Origin of the sequence: Streptomyces albipurpureus, assembly GCF_023701525.1 — a bacterium.
Lineage (GTDB): Bacteria > Actinomycetota > Actinomycetes > Streptomycetales > Streptomycetaceae > Streptomyces > Streptomyces albipurpureus.
The window spans coordinates 66,704-84,017 of sequence record NZ_JAMQAW010000006.1 but is presented as its reverse complement, the minus strand read 5'-3'; the positions used below and the strand labels follow the sequence as shown (position 1 = coordinate 84,017).

The window sequence follows — 17,314 nt, the reverse complement described above, 5'->3', positions numbered from 1 at the left end:
CGGCCGTGCACCAGCCGTATCCGTACCAGATGGTCCCGGTAGAGCGTTACCCCCCACCATCGCCCAACCCGCCAAGCCCGAAGGGCAGGTGATGGCCTCGGGCGGCGGCTCGGCGGGCCGGATTCGACTCCGGCCGGTCAAGCCGCCGCCGGGCCGCGCACAGTGCTTGCTTATGTCATCCGGCGCTTGTTCGCCGTCGCCATGATGCTGATGGTCGTCACCCTGACGACCTTCGTCATCTTCTTTGTGCTCCCGAAGTGGGCGGGCTCGGACCCGGCGTACCTCTTCGCCGGGAAGCAGACCGACCCCGCCGCCATCGAGGGCATCCGGCAGAAACTCGGGCTCTCCGACCCGGTGCTCGTACAGTTCTGGAACTTCCTCCAGGGCCTGGTCGCCGGACGGGAGTACACCAACGGCGCGGATGTCACCAAGTGCCCGGCCCCCTGCTTCGGCTACTCCTTCCGCACCGAACAGGAGGTCTGGCCGCAGCTGACCGAGGCCATCCCGGTCACGCTCTCGCTCGCCGCCGGAGCCTGTGTGCTCTGGGTGGTCGGCGGGGTCGCCGCGGGAGTGGTCTCCGCGCTGCGCCGCGGCACCCTGTGGGACCGGGCCGCCATGACCGTCGCCCTCGCCGGTGTCTCCCTGCCGATCTACTTCACCGGACTGATCGCGCTCGCCGTCTTCAGCTATCAACTCGACTGGATCAGCGGCGAGTACGCCCCGGTCGAAGAGGACCCGGCCCAGTGGTTCCAGACGCTGCTGCTGCCGTGGATCACCCTCGCCCTGCTGTACGCGGCGATGTACGCGCGGCTCACCCGAGCCACCATGCTGGAGATCATGGGGGAGGACTACATCCGTACGGCCCGGGCCAAGGGCCTCAAGGAACGGGTCGTCATCGGGCGCCATGCGATGCGTTCCACCTGGACCCCCGTACTGACCCTGCTCGGTCTGGACCTCGGTGCCCTGCTCGGCGGGGCGGTGCTCACCGAATCCACCTACAGCCTTCCCGGACTCGGGCGGCTGGCCATTGACTCCATCGAAGGCAAGGACCTTCCACTGATCCTCGGCGTCACCCTCATCGCGGCCCTCTTCATCTGTGTCGCGAACCTCGTGGTGGACCTGTTGTACGCCGTTGTCGACCCACGAGTGAGGATCGGATGAACAGCCTCGGCAGCACTGGACGCGCCTCCGTGGAGAGCGCCCCCGGCGAAGTCGCGGCGGCCGGCTCGCCCCCGCCGACCGCGTTTCTCGAAGTACGCGATCTACGGGTGCATTTCCCCACCGACGACGGACTGGTCAAATCCGTCGACGGTCTCAGCTTCCGGTTGGAGAAGGGCAGGACCCTCGGGATCGTCGGCGAATCCGGCTCCGGAAAGTCCGTCACCTCCCTCGGGATCATGGGGTTGCACACCGCGGGCCAGTACGGTCGGCGCAAGGCCCAGATCTCCGGAGAGGTATGGCTGGACGGCCGCGAACTCCTGGCAGCGGACCCGGACGAGGTACGCAGGCTCCGCGGCCGGGAGATGGCGATGATCTTCCAGGACCCGCTGTCCGCCCTGCACCCCTACTACACGATCGGCCGCCAGATCGTGGAGGCCTATCGGGTGCACCACGACACCGACAAGAAGTCCGCCCGCAAACGCGCCATCGAACTCCTCGACCGGGTCGGCATCCCCCAACCGGATCAGCGGGTGGACAGCTACCCCCATGAGTTCTCCGGAGGCATGCGCCAGCGCGCCATGATCGCGATGGCCCTGGTCAACAACCCCGAACTGCTGATCGCGGATGAGCCGACGACCGCCCTGGACGTGACCGTGCAGGCGCAGATCCTCGATCTGATCCGCGACCTCCAGAAGGAGTTCGGCTCCGCGGTCATCGTCATCACCCACGATCTGGGGGTGGTCGCCGAACTCGCCGACGACATCCTGGTGATGTACGGCGGTCGATGCGTGGAGCGCGGCCCGGCCGAGCAGATCTTCTATGAACCGCAACACCCCTATACCTGGGGGCTGTTGGGGTCCATGCCCCGCATCGACCGGGATCAGACCGAACGGCTCATCCCCGTGAAGGGCTCCCCGCCCAGCCTGATCAACCTGCCCGAAGGCTGCGCCTTCCACCCGCGGTGCCCTTACGCCGATGTGCCCAAGGGCCATGTGACGCGCACCGTGCGTCCCGAACTCCAGCAGGTGGTCAGCGGGCACTTCTCCGCCTGCCATCTACCGCAGGAGCAGCGGACGCGGATCTGGACCGAAGAGATTGCGCCCAGGCTGTGAGTGACAACGTGAAGATTCCCCAGCAGCAGCAGCAACAACAGCCGCGGAGCGCTCCCGACGCCTTGTTGAGGGTGGACGGGCTGGTCAAGCACTTCCCCATCAGGGAGGGCCTCCTACGGCGGCAGACCGGTGCCGTGCAGGCGGTCGACGGGCTGACCTTCGACGTGCGACCGGGGGAGACCTTGGGAGTGGTGGGTGAGTCCGGCTGCGGCAAGTCCACGATGGGCCGGCTGATCACCCGGCTGCTGGAGCCGACCGCCGGAACGATCGAGTTCCAGGGGCACGACATCACGCATCTGGGGGTCAGCGCGATGCGCCCGCTACGCCGGGACGTTCAGATGATCTTCCAGGATCCGTACTCCTCGTTGAACCCCCGGCACACCATCGGCACCATCGTCTCCGCCCCGTTCCGGCTCCAGGGCATCACGCCCGAAGGCGGGGTCAAGAAGGAGGTGCAGCGCCTTCTTGAGCTGGTGGGTCTCAGCCCTGAGCACTACAACCGCTATCCCCATGAGTTCTCGGGTGGCCAGCGGCAGCGGATCGGCATCGCGCGGGCGCTGGCCCTCAAGCCCAAGCTGGTGGTGGCGGACGAACCGGTCTCCGCGCTGGATGTCTCCATCCAGGCCCAGGTGGTGAATCTGCTCGATGACCTCCAGGACGAGCTGGGACTCACCTATCTGATCATCGCCCACGACCTGTCGGTGATCCGCCATGTCTCCGACCGGATCGCCGTGATGTACCTCGGCAAGATCGTGGAACTGACGGATCGCCTCTCGCTCTACCAGAGCCCCATGCATCCGTACACCAAGGCGCTGCTGTCCGCGGTTCCGGTGCCCGACCCGCGGCGGCGGGGCGTCAAGAGCGATCGCATTCTGCTGAAGGGGGATGTGCCGTCGCCGATCTCCCCACCCCGTGGCTGCCGGTTCCACACCCGGTGCTGGAAGGCGACCGAGGTCTGTGTCCAGCAGGAGCCCCCCTTGGTGGAGCTCAAGCCGGGCCAGCAGGTCGCCTGTCACCATCCGGAGAACGCGGCGGACCAGGTGCCCGACGAGACGGTGCTGGAGTCGGCGCGGGAGGCGGTGGAGATCGTCTCGCTGGCGCCGAAGACCGAGGCCGGGACTGTGACGGGGACCGAGGCCGGGACCGGGACTGTGACGGGGGCCGAGGCCGGGACTGTGACGGGGGCTGAGGTCGGGACTGTGACGGGGGCTGAGGTCGGGAGTGAGACGGGGACTGTGACGGGGACTGGGGCCGCGGGGTCGGCTGCCTCGGCGGCGTCGAGTCTGGCTGAATCGGCTGGGGAGGCATCTCGCGTCCGGGAACCCGGTGGGCAGCCCGCTCCGGAGCCCCGGCCGGCGGCCGATGACCAGCCCGGCCCGGCAGGCCCAGCACCGTCGGGAGGCACCACCTAGCAGCAGACCGGCACAATCGTCCGGTGCTCCATGAACTGTTCTCCCCCTCCGTCCAGCATGCGCTTGACCTCGCCGGAATCTTTGTCTTCGCGATCTCAGGTGCACTCCTCGCCGTACGCAAGAACTTCGATGTGTTCGGCATCGCCGTGCTCGCCGAGGTGACCGCGCTGGGCGGAGGGCTCTTCCGTGACCTGATCATCGGCGCCGTACCCCCGGCCGCCTTCACCGATCTCGGCTATTTCGTGATGCCGCTGGTGGCGACGGCGCTGGTCTTCTTCCTCCACCCGGAGGTCGAGCGCATCCAGTTGGGGGTCAATGTCTTCGACGCGGCGGGTCTGGGACTGTTCTGTGTGACCGGCACGATCAAGGCGTACGAGTACGGTCTGAGCCTGACCTCATCGGCGGTGCTGGGGCTCGCAACCGCCGTCGGCGGGGGAGTCCTCAGGGATGTGCTGGCCAATGAGATCCCCTCGCTGGTGCGCTGGGACCGTGATCTCTACGCCGTCCCGGCCATGGTGGGGGCGACGATGGTGGCGCTCTGCATCCAGTGGGACGTACTCAACACGGCCACCGGCGCGCTCGCGGTGGTGACCGCCTTCTCACTGCGGCTGCTGGCGCTGCGCTTCCACTGGCGGGCCCCGCGTGCCTGGAACCGCCGCTCATCGACGGCCGAGGAAGCCTGAGCCGGAGTCCGACGGGGGGAGCGTCCCGCGGGGCCCCCCGCTGACATTCCTGATATCCCTGGCATCTGGCATCTGGCATCTCTGGCATCAGATGTTCCCAACGGTGCGGCGACCGAACCGACCGATCCGACCGATCCGACCGATCCCAACCGAACCCGCTGACCCATCGAACTGCCCGACCCCGGCCCGACCGATTCCGACCGAACCGGCTGATCCCCACCGATCCCGTTCGATCCCCACCGGTCTCCATCGATAAGGCAAAGCTACCGCTTAGTAGATGCCTGTTGTACGGTGCCGCTATGGCACAGGCAGTTCAGGCATCCATCGGGGACAGCGAGTTCGACCGCGACACCGCCGTCACCCTCAGTCAGCCGGGCGTCTATGACGCCCATCTCTCGGCGGGCTGGACGATCATCAGCGCCATCAACGGTGGCTATCTGCTGGCCCTCATCGGCCGCGCCCTGGCGGACGCGCTTGCGCACCCCGACCCCTTCACCGTCTCGGCCCACTATCTGAGCGCGTCCCAAGCGGGCCCCGCCATCATCCGGACCGAGACCATACGTACCGGCCGTACGCTCTCCACCGGACAGGCCTCCCTGATCCAGCACGACGAGAACGGCGCCGAGGTCGAGCGCATCAGGGTCCTGGCGACCTACGGAGACCTGGATCAGCTCTCCGAAGAGGTGCGAACCTCGGCGACACCGCCCGTCATCCCCGCGTACGAACGCTGCCTCAGCACCTCCGACGGCCCGGTCCCCGATCTCGGGGGCAGCTCCGAGATCCTGGAGCGGCTGGACATCCGGCTTGACCCGGCCACCGTGGGTTGGGTGGTGGGCGCGCCCTCCGGCAAGGGGGAGATGCGTGGGTGGTTCTCGCTGGCGGACGGCCGGCCCGCGGACCCGCTCTCCCTGCTGCTGACCGTGGACGCGCTGCCGCCCACCGCGTTCGAGCTGGGCCTCAAGGGCTGGACGCCCACGGTGGAGCTCACCACGCACATCCGTTGCCGCCCGGCGCCCGGTCCGCTGCGGGTCGCCATCACAACCCGCAATCTCGCCGGCGGATTCCTGGAGGAGGACGCGGAGGTCTGGGACAGCGAGGACCGGTTGGTGGCCCAGTCCCGCCAACTCGCCAAGGCCTCCCGCTAACCGGCGACGGCGATCGCTCAGGCCCGGTGCGTAGGGGCGGGCCCTCCTCCCGCCCCTACTACCGGTGCGATCTCCGTCACTTCCGCCTGCCCCCTCCCACCTTTCGAGAGGGCGCCTCCAGACGGTCAATTCCGGCCCTTGTCGGATCGATACCGTGTGGACGGCGGTAGTGACCACGCTGTCCTGCCCCGGCGAAAGCACCGCCGACGCCCGTGGCGGGGGCGGGCCCGAGCGGCTCCCCGCGGCCGGAACGCGTATGCGCCTCGTCCGGCTCGCTTCCCGGCCTCGTAGAATCGTGGCCACCATGGCATACCTCGACCACGCTGCGACGACTCCGATGCTGCCGGAAGCCATCGAGGCGATGACCGCCCAGCTCACCGTCACCGGCAACGCCTCAGCGCTGCACGGCGCGGGCCGTCGTGCTCGCCGTACCGTCGAGGAGGCCCGGGAGACCCTTGCCGAGGCCCTTGGCGCACGGCCCAGCGAGGTGGTCTTCACCTCGGGCGGCACCGAAGCCGACAATCTCGCCGTCAAGGGGCTCTACTGGCAGCGCCGGGACGCCGACCCGGCCAGAACCAGGGTGCTGGCCAGCCCCGTCGAGCACCACGCGGTGCTCGACGCCGTCGAGTGGCTGGGCGAGCACGAGGGCGCGACCGTCGAGTATCTGCCCGTCGACGCCTTCGGGCGGGTCCACCCCCAGGCGCTGCGCGAGGCCATCGAGCGCGATCCCGACTCGGTCGCCCTGGCCACCGTGATGTGGGCGAACAACGAGATCGGCACGATCATGCCGATTCCCGAGCTCTCCGCCGTGGCTCAGGAGTTCGGCATTCCGCTCCACTCCGACGCCGTCCAGGCCTTTGGGCAGACCGAGGTCGACTTCGGGGACTCGGGGCTCGCGGCGATGACCGTGTCCGCCCACAAGATCGGCGGGCCCTACGGCATCGGCGCCCTTCTCCTGGGCCGGGAGTACACCCCGGTTCCCGTGCTCCACGGGGGTGGCCAGGAGCGACATGTACGCTCCGGCACCCTCGACGCCCCCGCCATCGCGGCCTTCGCCATCGCGGCGAAACTCGCGGCTGAGGGCCACAAGGACTTCGCCCGGGACGTCGGTGCACTGCGCGACCAACTGATCCAGGCGGTCCAGGCCACGGTCCCGGACGCCATCCTCGGCGGCGACCCGGACGACCGGCTGCCGGCCAACGCCCACTTCACCTTCCCCGGCTGCGAGGGCGACTCGCTGCTGCTGCTCCTCGACGCCCAGGGCATCGAGTGCTCGACCGGATCGGCCTGTACGGCGGGTGTGGCCCAACCGAGTCATGTGCTGCTCGCCACCGGCACCGATCCCGATCTGGCCCGGGGAACCCTGCGCTTCAGCTTCGGGCACACCTCGACCCGGGCGGATGTGGACGCGGTCGCGCGAGCGATCGGTCCGGCGGTGGAACGGGCGCGTGCCGCAGGACTCAGCTGACCGCTCCACGTCCCCAGCGCGTTCAACGACCGTGGGGCGATCCGAGCGGGGCGGTCAGACGCCCCCATCACCGACCGGCCGCTCCAGGGATGCCGACCTCCGCCCACCCTCGGGGCGTCATACCGAATTCCCCGTCGGTTTCGCCTTGGCCTTGGCCGCCGTACGAGCCCGCTTCACCAGCTCCAGATAGCGATCCCAGTCCCAGTGCGGCCCCGGGTCCGTGTGGTCGGTGCCCGGCACCTCCACATGCCCGATGATGTGCTCGCGGTCCACCGGCAGGTCATACCGCTCGCAAATGCCCGCGGTGAGCTTCGCGGACCCCAGGTACATGGCGTCGGTGAAATCCTGGGGACGATCCACGAACCCCTCGTGCTCGATCCCTATGCTGCGCTCGTTGAACGATCTGTTCCCCGCGTGGAAGCCGACATCCAGCTCACGGATCATCTGGGCGACATGCCCGTCCTTGCGTACGACATAGTGCGTCGCAGCACCGTGGCCGGGGTTCTTGAAGACCTTCAGCGCCGTGGGATAGCTGCCCTGGACGACATGGATGATCACCCGGTCGATGCGGTAGTCCTCGGGGCGGTCCGCAAGCCGCCAGTTCGCCCGGGAGGCGGCCGTCCACTCCGCACCGAGGTGGTCCAGCTCACCTTCCTTGCGTGGTTTGGTCATCCCCGGCACCCGCCACCACAGCCGGCTGAGCTGGTCCTGAGCCAGCACACCGCCGCCCAGCACGGCGGCAGCGCCGCCGATCAGCACCCCCCGCCGGCCGATCCTCGGCCGGCCGCTCTTGCGTCTACCGCGCTCTGTATCGCTCCCCATGAGCTGTTCAACGCATACTCGGGAGCCCTCGGTTCCCCGGGCCCGTACCCTGGTACTGCTATGACTCAGACTTCCCAGCGCCCTCTTCGCGTGCTCGCCGCCATGTCGGGCGGCGTGGACTCCGCCGTTGCCGCCGCCCGCGCCGCCGAGGCAGGACACGATGTGACCGGAGTGCATCTGGCGCTCTCCGCGAACCCGCAGTCGTTCCGCACCGGCGCGCGGGGCTGTTGCACCATCGAGGACTCGCGTGACGCCCGCCGCGCCGCGGACATCATCGGCATCCCCTTCTACGTCTGGGATCTCGCCGAACGCTTCCGCGAAGACGTGGTCGAGGACTTCATCGCGGAGTACGAGGCCGGGCGGACCCCGAACCCCTGCCTACGCTGCAACGAGAAGATCAAGTTCGCCGCGCTGCTGGACAAGGCACTCGCCCTGGGCTTCGACGCGGTCTGCACCGGCCACTACGCGACGGTGGTGACCCGCGAGGACGGCAGCCGCGAGCTCCACCGGGCCAGCGACATGGCCAAGGACCAGTCGTATGTCCTCGGTGTGCTCGATGAGCGCCAGCTCGCCCATGCGATGTTCCCCCTCGGCGACACCCTCACCACCAAGGGCGAGATCCGGGCGGAGGCCGAACAGCGCGGGCTCGCCGTCGCCAATAAGCCGGACAGCCACGACATCTGCTTTATCGCCGACGGCGACACCCAGGGCTTCCTCGCGGGCCGCTTGGGCACCGCGGAAGGCGACATCCTCGATGAGTCCGGCGCCAAGCTGGGCACCCACGACGGTGCCTTCGGCTTTACGATCGGCCAGCGCAAGGGCCTGCGGATCGGGCACCCGGCCGCGGACGGCAAGCCGCGGTACGTCCTGGACATCTCACCCGTCGACAACACCGTCACGGTCGGCCCGGCCGAAGCCCTCGACGTCACCGCACTGACCGCCATCAAGCCGCGCTGGTGCGGAGCCGCTCCCACGGGACCGGGGACGTACACCGCCCAGCTGCGCGCCCACGGCGGCGAGACCGAGGTGACGGCCTCGCTCGACGGCGGTGAGCTGACGGTCCACTTCACCGAACCGGTACGGGGAGTCGCCCCCGGCCAGGCGATCGTTCTGTACGACGGCAGCCGGGTGGTGGGCTCGGCGACGATCGCCTCGACCTCCCGTGCGGCGGTGCCGGCGGTCTGAGGCCCGGTCGGTCGGGGGACCTTTCACGGACGGCTGGCTGGTGCGGGTGAGCGCGGTGCGCGGATTTGCTGCGCACCGGCCGCCGTCTTCCCTGCGGCTTCACGCGCGCTGCGACGTCACGCGGTGAAGAAGTCCTCCAGCACCGGCGCCAGCACATGCGGAGCCACCTCATGCGTCTGACCCGTCAGGGTGCGGTGTCTGCCGCGCGGTAGCGCCTGGGCGACCAGTCGGGCGGCCTCGCGCATCCACGGCGGGCTGGCGCCGCCGTCCACCACCATCACCCGAACGCCGACCCGCCTGAGCTCGGCTTTCGGAACCGCGCCGTTGCCCATCACCTCGTAGTCGTACGGCAGGGTGTGGGCGACCGACTCCAACGCGTTCCACAACGGGGAGTCCCGCATGCTCGCCAGTGTCTCGGCGGGCATCCCCGCCTCGGTGAGGAAGACGGCGAGGGCATCCCCACGCCTTCCCTCGGCCAAGAGCTCGGCCAGCTGCGCCACGGAGGGCGCGGCCTTCTGCCCCGGCCGGGCGGCCGGGCTGAAGGGGGGCTCGTAGACCGAGAGCTGGTTGATGGGCAGGCCCGCGGCGGCGGCCCGGAGCGCTAGCCCGCCCCCGGACGACATGCCGTGGACGGAGACGTTCTCGCCTACCTCGTCGATGATCGCCGCGAGATCCTCGATCTCCCGTTGTACCGCGTACGTGGGGGAGTCCCCGCTGTTGCCCCGGCCGCGCCGGTCGTAGGTGATCACCCGGAAGCGAGGGGCGAGCAGCGCGGCCAGTGGGGCGTCCGTGGCTCCGGTGCACAGAGCGCCGCTGATCAGTAACAGGGGGGCGCCTTCGCCCCGCTGCTCCCAGGCGATGGGGGTGCCGTCGGTGGAGTGGGCCTTGCTGAGCGTCGGGCTGGTGTGGTCCATAGGAGGGCTGACCGGCCCGCTTCGAGTAACTCATCGCTTGCGCGCGATAATTTCTGAGGAAACTTCCGTTGAAACGTGGATAGTTGATGGATCACCTTCTTTGGGTCGGATTCCGTCGGCGGGAGGGCCGCCCGGCCGCGTCGTTCCGTCCTGGGGATCGCGCTCCTGTGCCCATCGCGGTATGGCCATCTACCGTTGCCCCATGAACATCTGCGTCTTTCTCTCCGCCGCCGAACTCGACGAGCGCTATACCCGCCCCGCACGTGAATTCGCCGAACTGCTCGGCAAGGGTGGCCACACCTTGGTCTGGGGCGGCTCCGAGACCGGGCTGATGAAGGTCGTCGCGGATGGAGTGCGGGAGGGCGGTGGGCGGCTTGTGGGGGTATCGGTGGAGTTTCTGCACACCCTGGCGCGGACCGATGTCGATGAGATGGTGATCGCCAAGGATCTCGCCGAGCGCAAGGCGCTACTGCTGGCCAAGGCCGACGCAGTAGTGATCATGGTCGGGGGTACGGGCACCTTGGATGAGGCCACCGAGATCCTGGAGCTGAAGAAGCACGGTAAGCACACCAAGCCGGTGGTCCTGCTGAACACCGCCGGCTTCTACGACGGGCTCAAGACGCAGTTCCGGCGGATGGACGCCGAGGGCTTCCTCCCGCTGCCCCTCACCGACCTCGTCTTCTTCGCCGAAGACGGGGTGTCGGCCCTGGCCTACCTGGAGGAGTCGGCCGGCGTGCAGTAGCCGGCCGCGGGGGTGCGAGCATGGGCCGTATGGCAACACATCTGATCACCGGAGCGGGCTCGGGCATCGGCGCGGCCGTGACACGCAGGCTCCATGAACGCGGCGATGACCTCATCCTGCTGGCGCGGGACGCCGGCCGGGCCAAGGAACTGGCGGGCGTCTATCCCGGAGCCCGTACGCTCGTCGCCGACCTGGCCGACCCCGACCGGATCTCCTGGGCCTTCTCGCACCAGCCCATGCCCGACCGGATCGACTCACTGCTGCATATCGCGGGCATCATCGACCTCGGCCCGATCGCCGAGATGCGGCCCAAGACCTGGCACCAGCAGCTCAACGCCAATCTGATCTCACCGGCCGAGCTCACCCGGCTGCTGCTGCCGCAGCTGCGCGTGGCCCAGGGACATGTGGTCTTCGTCAACTCCGGGGCCGGGCTGCGGGCCCATGCGGAGTGGGGCGTCTACGCCGCGTCGAAGCACGGTCTCAAGGCGCTCGCCGACTCCTTGCGCCAGGAGGAGCACCCCAACGGAGTGCGGGTCACCTCCGTCTACCCGGGGCGCACCGCCAGTCCCATGCAGGTGAAGGTGCACTCCCAGGAGGGCAGGGAGTATGACGCCGCGCGCTGGATCGACCCCGAGTCGGTCGCCACGGCGATCCTCACGGCGATCGATCTGCCCCGGGACGCGGAGATCAACGATCTGACCGTCCGCCCCGGACGATAGGGCTCCCCATCGCCCCATGATCGGCAGCGGAGGCCGCGACCCCGGGGCGGGCGCGGTGCGTCGACGGACACCCCGACACGTACCCTTCCCGGGTGAGCGACAAGAGCGAGAAGCACGAGTTCAGCTGGGGCCCCGCCACCGGTGTCGGGTCCATGCCCGGTACGGATGCGCGCGAGGCCGCGAAGACCGTCGTCGGGTCCGTTGAGAACTTCCCGTATCTGCCCGAACTCCCCGCCCGCGGCCCCGGCGCCGACATGATCGGGCGGAGCATCGGACTCCTCGTGGAGATGTACGCACACGTCGAGCCCAGCGGCTGGCGGATCAGTGACCGCCCGGGGCGCGACACCCGGCGCGCCCGCTCCTGGCTCGGTGAGGACCTCGACGCGCTGGAGGAGTTCGCCCAGGGCTACGCGGGCCCGCTGAAGGTACAGGCCGTGGGGCCCTGGACGCTGGCCGCCGCACTGGAGCTGCGGCACGGCGAATCGCTCCTCTCCGACCCCGGCGCCTGCCGCGACCTCGCCGCCTCCCTCGCGGAGGGCCTGCGCACCCATCTGGCCGATGTACGCCGCCGGCTGCCCGAGGCCCAGGTGGTGGTCCAACTGGACGAGCCATCGGTGACCGCCGTACTGCTCGGACGGATCAAATCGGCCAGCGGGTACCGCACCCATCGGGCCGTCGACCGCCAACTGGTCGAGTCCACCCTGCGCGAGGTGATCGCCGATGAGCCGGTGGTCATCCACTCCTGCGCCCCCGAGGTGCCCTTCGCGCTGCTGCGTCGCGCCGGAGCGGCAGGGCTCTCCTTTGACTTTGAGCTGCTGACCGAGCGTGACGAAGAGCCGCTCGGTGAGGCGGTTGAGGGGGGTACGAAACTGTTCGCCGGAGTCGTACCGCCCACCGACACCCCATTGTCAGACCCGGGGGGTAGCGTCATGGGTGTCAGGACGCTGTGGCGCAGGTTGGGGCTGAATCCAGGGACTCTTGCCGAGTCATTGGTGATCACTCCGGCATGCGGTCTCGCGGGTGCGTCCCCGGCGTACGCACGGGCGGCGCTCGCCCAGTGCGTCCGGGCCGCAAGATCCCTTGCAGACAACCCTGAGTAATGGGTGTTGGGAAATCAGGAGGACAGACGGTGGCTGGCGAAGAGCAGACGGGACTGCCCGCGGAGGCATCGGCGGAGCTGCCCGTATCGGCGCGGGAAGAGCACGCCCAGCTCGCCGAGCGGATCGAGGAGCACCGCTTCCGCTACTACGTGAAGGACCAGCCGGTCATCAGCGACGGCGAGTTCGACACGCTGCTGCGCTCGCTGGAGGCGCTCGAAGACGAGTATCCGGCGCTCCGCACGCCCGACTCGCCGACCCAGAAGGTCGCCGGGCACTACGAGACCGATCTCACCAAGGTCGAGCACCGCGAGCGCATGCTCTCCCTGGACAACGCCTTTGACGAAGCGGAGCTCACCGCCTGGGCCGAGCGGGTCGAACGCGAGGTCGGCAGCTCCGACTTCCATTTCCTCTGCGAGCTCAAGATCGATGGTCTCGCGGTGAATCTGACCTATGAGAAGGGCCGGTTGACCCGGGCCGCGACCCGCGGTGATGGGCGGGTCGGTGAGGACATCACCCCGAACATCCGCACCATCTCGGACATTCCCGAGCGACTCCAGGGCGACCGCATCCCCGATCTGGTGGAGATCCGTGGTGAAGTCTTCTTCCCGATGGACGAGTTCCAGGAGCTGAACGCGCGCCGGGTCGCCGCCGGCGAACAGCCCTACGCCAACCCCCGTAACTCCGCTTCCGGGTCGCTGCGCCAGAAGGACCCCAAGGTCACCGCGACGCTTCCGCTGCATATGGTGGTGCATGGCATCGGGGCCCGTCGGGGCTTTGACATCGACTGCCTCTCCCACGCCTATGACCTGCTCCGGGAGTGGGGCCTGCCCACCGCCCGGCACAACAAGGTCGTGGACTCCCTCGATGGAGTGCGGGAGTTCATCGCGTACTTCGGCGAGAACCGCCACTCCATGGACCACGAGATCGACGGAGTGGTCGTCAAGCTCGATGAGATCCCCCTCCAGGGCCGGCTTGGCTCCACGGCCCGGGCTCCCCGCTGGGCCATCGCCTGGAAGTACGCGCCGGAAGAGGTCAACACCAAGCTGGTCAACATCCGCGTCGGAGTCGGCCGCACCGGCCGGGTCACCCCCTACGCGCAGGTGGAGCCGGTGAAGGTGGCGGGCTCCGAGGTCGAGTTCGCGACCCTGCACAACCAGGAAGTGGTCAAGGCCAAGGGCGTGCTGATCGGCGACACGGTGGTCCTGCGCAAGGCCGGTGATGTCATCCCGGAGATCCTCGGCCCGGTGGTCGATCTACGGGACGGGACCGAGCGCGAGTTCGTCATGCCCGCCGAGTGCCCCGAGTGCGGGACGGCGTTGAAGGCGATGAAGGAGGGCGATATCGATCTCCGCTGTCCCAATGCCCGTTCCTGTCCGGCTCAGTTGCGGGAGCGCCTCTTCTATCTCGCGGGCCGCAAATGCCTCGATATCGAGCACTTCGGCTATGTCGCCGCTGCGGCACTCACCAAGCCCTTGGAGCCCGATGTCCCCCCGTTGACGGACGAGGGCGATCTCTTCTCTCTGGAGCTCGATCAGCTGCTCCCCATCAAGGCATATGTCCTCGACCAGGACAGCGGACTGCCGAAGCGGGACCCGGAGACCGGTGAGGAGAAGATCGTCACGGTCTTCGCCAACCAGAAGGGCGAGCTGAAGAAGAACGCCGCGGCGATGCTGGAGAACATCGCAGCCGCCAAGGAGCGTCCGCTCGCCCGGGTGCTGACCGGGCTCTCCATCCGCCATGTGGGCCCCGTGGCCGCGGAAGCGCTGGCCCGGGAATTCCGTTCCATCGACCGGATCAGGGAGGCGACCGAGGAGCAGCTGGCCGCCACCGACGGCGTCGGAGGGATCATCGCGGCCTCGCTGAAGCAGTGGTTCGCCGAGCCCTGGCACGAGGAGATCCTGCGCAAGTGGGCCGCGGCCGGTGTTCGACTGGAGGAGGAGGGCGCCGGGGAGGACCAGGGGCCCAGACCGCTCGAAGGCCTCACCATCGTCGTGACGGGAACACTCCAGCGGTACACAAGGGATGGCGCAAAAGAAGCCCTACAGACCCTTGGTGCGAAAGTGACTGGTTCTGTTTCCAAGAAAACTGCGTTCGTTGTGGTTGGTGACAACCCTGGTTCCAAGTACGACAAGGCCATGCAGTTGAAGGTGCCGGTTCTGGACGAGGATGGGTTTGTGATTCTGCTCGAACAGGGGCCCGAAGACGCGCGTGGGGCAGCAGTGCCACAAGAGGAGTGACTGAGGGGGCGTAAGCGGCTTCACTAAGGGGCACTTCCAAGGAATGGCAAGAGGTGTACCAACGGGAATAGGACGTTTTTCGCGGAGGCGGAACGACGGGTACAGGTCACCCGTTCAGCGCATAGCAGATGGATAAGGGTGGCCGGGTCGCATTCGGGCAAGAGCTGTAGAGCGCTGCTCGCCAAAGCCTCCTGCCGCCTACTGTTGAGACATGCGCCTGTCGTGCCCGGCCGCGTGATGGGAATTCAGTCGTGGTGGCATGACAACGGGAACCATCACGAAGCATCGGCACCGCCGGCTGTGAGAGGGACGGGAATGAAACCGACCGAGAGCGCCGCCCCGGTCTCACGGCCGCGCGGATTCGCGGCCCTTACTGGCTTGACCTCTCAACTGCCATCCGTCGTCGTCGCCATCGCCGCCCTGGTGCTGGGTGTCGGGATAGTCGACGCCGTGCGCCACGGTCACGCTCTCTTCCCCGGCTCGACGGTGGGCTGGGCCTTCGCCGCCCTCACCGGAATCATCGTCGGCCATCTGGTGGCGCTCGGCCGCGACCGCTGGTGGGGCGGCACCGGCTCGGGTGCCGCGCTCACCGTCGCCGTCCTGCTGCTCTACGGCTGGGTGCCGGCCGGACTGGTCAGTCTGGCCGTCGTCACCCTGGTCGGCACCGCCCGCCGCAACCGCTGGCGGCACGGCGTGGTGCATGGTTCGGCCGACATCCTGGGGCTGGGGGCCGCGGCACTCGTCCTGGAGATGTTCGGGGCGTCACCGAGCGTCAAGAACCCCTGGGAACCACTCGACTGGGGCATCGGAAACGCACACGAGGTGATCCTCGCCGCCACCGTCTATCTCGCGGTGTCCCGGCTGCTGCTGTGGTTCGTCCTCGCCCCTCAGCACGGCGGACTGCCCACCATCGCCCGTACGGCCCTGTTGCGACAGGGCCTCATCGCGGTCGCCCTGCTGGGGATCGCCCCGCTGATCTGTGTCGTGGCCATCGCCAGGCCCCTGCTGCTGCCCCTGTTCGCCGTACCGCTGATCGCCCTTGACTCCACCCTCTGGATCGCCCGGGCCCGGGCCGAGGAGCAGTTGCGGGATCCGCTCACCGGGCTTCCCAACCGGCAGTGGCTCCTGGAGCGGACCTGGGCGGCGCTGGAGGACGCGGAGACCAACGGCACCCGGGCCGCGCTCGTCCTGATCGACCTCGATCGGTTCCGCTCGGTCAATGACACCCTCGGGCATCTCGCGGGCGACCGGCTCCTGCTGCAGATAGCCCAGCGCCTACGGCACGCGCTACCCCGCGGCGCCGAAGCGGCCAGGCTCGGCGGCGATGAGTTCGCCGTCCTGCTCCCCACCGCCGACTCCATCACCAGCGCCCAGCGCGTCGCCCGGCAACTGGCCACCGAGCTCTCCTCGCCGCTCGACCTGGACGGACTCACCCTCGTCCTGGAGGCCAGTGCGGGCGTCGCGGTCTTCCCCGAACACGCGCTCGACGCCGAAGGGCTGCTGCGCCGCGCGGATGTGGCGATGTACCAGGCCAAGCGCGACCGTACGGGTGTGGAGGTGTACGAGTCCAAGCGGGACAGCAACACCCCCGACCGGCTCGGTCTCCTCGGCGATCTGCGGCGCGCCCTCGACGCACGGGAGGTGGAGCTGCACTATCAGCCCAAGGTCCGTTTCGATGGGCATGTCGCCGGCCTGGAGGCGCTGGTCCGCTGGGTCCACCCGGATCGCGGCCGAGTGCCTCCCGATGAGTTCATCGCGATCGCTGAGTCCTCCGGGCTGATGCCCCACCTCACCGAGTACGTGCTCGACACGGCGCTGGCGCAGGTCGCCAAGTGGCGCGCGCAGGGGCTCGATGTGCCGGTCGCGGTGAATGTGTCCCCGCGCGATGTGCACACCCCGGGATTCGCCGGCTCGGTCGCCGCGCGCCTGGCCCGGCACGGAGTCCCCGCGGGCTCGCTCCAGCTGGAGATCACCGAGCATGTCCTCCTGGAAGACCCCCAGCGGGCCGCCGACACCCTCGCCGGGCTCACCGACCACGGGGTGAAGATGTCCCTGGACGACTTCGGCACCGGGTACTCGTCCCTGGTCCATCTGCGGCGACTCCCCGTCAGCGAGCTCAAGATCGACCGCTCCTTCGTCGCCCGACTGGCGGTGGACAACGAAGACGCGGAGATCGTCCGCTGCACCGTCGACCTGGCGCACTCCCTCGGACTGCTGGTGGTCGCTGAAGGCGTCGAGGACGACGAGACCTGGGAGCGGCTGAGGGACCTGGGCTGTGACGCGGTGCAGGGCTGGCTGGTGGCGGCGGCGATGCCGCCCCAGGAGGCGACGGCATGGCTGCGGGCCCGGGGGGAGCGAGGCTGGCACCGCCAGATCGACTCCGAGCCGGCTGCCTCGGCCGCCGCCCCCGCCACCGCTGTGCCCGCCGCCACCCCGGCACCCGCGGCTCCGGCAGCCGCCACCCCGGCCCCCGCCGACAGCCCCGGCCAGGCGGTTCCGTAGCGGTAACGGCTGACCAGCACGGCGGAGAAGTATCCGCCGGCTGGCAGCACGACGGACCAGCGGGGGCGCCAAGCGGCTTCCCGCTGCGCCGCACGGCAGGCAGGCGATCACC

Annotated in this window: 14 protein-coding genes; 12 read left to right on the top strand and 2 right to left on the bottom strand. The window is 68.9% G+C overall.

The annotated features are described in order from the left end of the window. The first annotated feature begins 186 nt into the window (after nucleotides 1-186). The 6 genes from NBG84_RS05505 to NBG84_RS05480 all read left to right on the top strand — a co-directional run bounded on the left by NBG84_RS05505 (nucleotide 187) and on the right by NBG84_RS05480 (nucleotide 6,981). Complete coding sequence (locus NBG84_RS05505; protein ID WP_250918130.1) at nucleotides 187-1,161, top strand: ABC transporter permease; 975 nt, start codon at nucleotides 187-189, stop codon at nucleotides 1,159-1,161. Beyond that, entirely contained in the window at nucleotides 1,158-2,273 is a 1,116-nt protein-coding gene (locus tag NBG84_RS05500; protein WP_250918129.1) for an ABC transporter ATP-binding protein, read from the top strand. The genes NBG84_RS05505 and NBG84_RS05500 overlap by 4 nt, the downstream gene beginning before the upstream one ends. Further along, nucleotides 2,270-3,685, top strand: coding sequence for an ABC transporter ATP-binding protein (locus tag NBG84_RS05495; RefSeq protein ID WP_425608574.1), 1,416 nt, complete (start codon nucleotides 2,270-2,272; stop codon nucleotides 3,683-3,685). Before NBG84_RS05500 ends, NBG84_RS05495 begins: the two co-directional genes overlap by 4 nt. Before the next feature lie 23 nt (nucleotides 3,686-3,708). After that, entirely contained in the window at nucleotides 3,709-4,368 is a 660-nt protein-coding gene (locus NBG84_RS05490; RefSeq protein ID WP_250918128.1) for a trimeric intracellular cation channel family protein, read from the top strand. Nucleotides 4,369-4,667: 299 nt separating this feature from the next. Beyond that, a complete protein-coding gene (locus NBG84_RS05485) occupies nucleotides 4,668-5,513 on the top strand; it encodes a thioesterase family protein (RefSeq protein WP_250918127.1) in 846 nt (281 codons plus the stop codon). Nucleotides 5,514-5,817: 304 nt separating this feature from the next. Continuing rightward, nucleotides 5,818-6,981 (top strand): cysteine desulfurase family protein, encoded by a 1,164-nt coding sequence (locus NBG84_RS05480; protein ID WP_250918126.1) that lies wholly within the window; start codon nucleotides 5,818-5,820, stop codon nucleotides 6,979-6,981. 117 nt (nucleotides 6,982-7,098) lie between these two features. Here the strand turns inward: NBG84_RS05480 and NBG84_RS05475 are convergent, their stop codons facing one another. Next, a complete protein-coding gene (locus tag NBG84_RS05475; protein ID WP_250918125.1) occupies nucleotides 7,099-7,803 on the bottom strand; it encodes an N-acetylmuramoyl-L-alanine amidase in 705 nt (234 codons plus the stop codon). Between the two features lie 60 nt (nucleotides 7,804-7,863). On the opposite strand from NBG84_RS05475, the gene mnmA reads away from it, so the two are divergent. After that, on the top strand, nucleotides 7,864-8,988 hold the full coding sequence (mnmA, locus tag NBG84_RS05470) for a tRNA 2-thiouridine(34) synthase MnmA (RefSeq protein WP_250918124.1): 1,125 nt from the start codon (nucleotides 7,864-7,866) through the stop codon (nucleotides 8,986-8,988). A gap of 116 nt (nucleotides 8,989-9,104) precedes the next feature. Here mnmA and NBG84_RS05465 read toward each other — a convergent pair whose 3' ends face one another. Continuing rightward, nucleotides 9,105-9,902, bottom strand: coding sequence for an alpha/beta fold hydrolase (locus NBG84_RS05465; protein ID WP_250918123.1), 798 nt, complete (start codon nucleotides 9,900-9,902; stop codon nucleotides 9,105-9,107). Nucleotides 9,903-10,104: 202 nt separating this feature from the next. Here NBG84_RS05465 and NBG84_RS05460 point away from each other — a divergent pair, with 202 nt between their 5' ends. The 5 genes from NBG84_RS05460 (at nucleotide 10,105) to NBG84_RS05440 (ending at nucleotide 17,202) form a co-directional block, all read left to right on the top strand. Continuing rightward, the gene (locus NBG84_RS05460) at nucleotides 10,105-10,644 is read left to right on the top strand and encodes an LOG family protein (protein WP_250918122.1); all 540 of its coding nucleotides are present in this window, start codon (nucleotides 10,105-10,107) and stop codon (nucleotides 10,642-10,644) included. Between the two features lie 29 nt (nucleotides 10,645-10,673). Then, the gene (locus NBG84_RS05455; RefSeq protein ID WP_250918121.1) at nucleotides 10,674-11,363 is read left to right on the top strand and encodes an SDR family oxidoreductase; all 690 of its coding nucleotides are present in this window, start codon (nucleotides 10,674-10,676) and stop codon (nucleotides 11,361-11,363) included. 92 nt (nucleotides 11,364-11,455) lie between these two features. Beyond that, nucleotides 11,456-12,463 (top strand): methionine synthase, encoded by a 1,008-nt coding sequence (locus NBG84_RS05450; RefSeq protein WP_308312012.1) that lies wholly within the window; start codon nucleotides 11,456-11,458, stop codon nucleotides 12,461-12,463. Then, a complete protein-coding gene (gene ligA / locus NBG84_RS05445; protein WP_250918120.1) occupies nucleotides 12,463-14,700 on the top strand; it encodes an NAD-dependent DNA ligase LigA in 2,238 nt (745 codons plus the stop codon). The genes NBG84_RS05450 and ligA overlap by 1 nt, the downstream gene beginning before the upstream one ends. A gap of 315 nt (nucleotides 14,701-15,015) precedes the next feature. Next, nucleotides 15,016-17,202, top strand: coding sequence for a putative bifunctional diguanylate cyclase/phosphodiesterase (locus NBG84_RS05440; protein ID WP_250918119.1), 2,187 nt, complete (start codon nucleotides 15,016-15,018; stop codon nucleotides 17,200-17,202). Nucleotides 17,203-17,314: the final 112 nt, after the last annotated feature.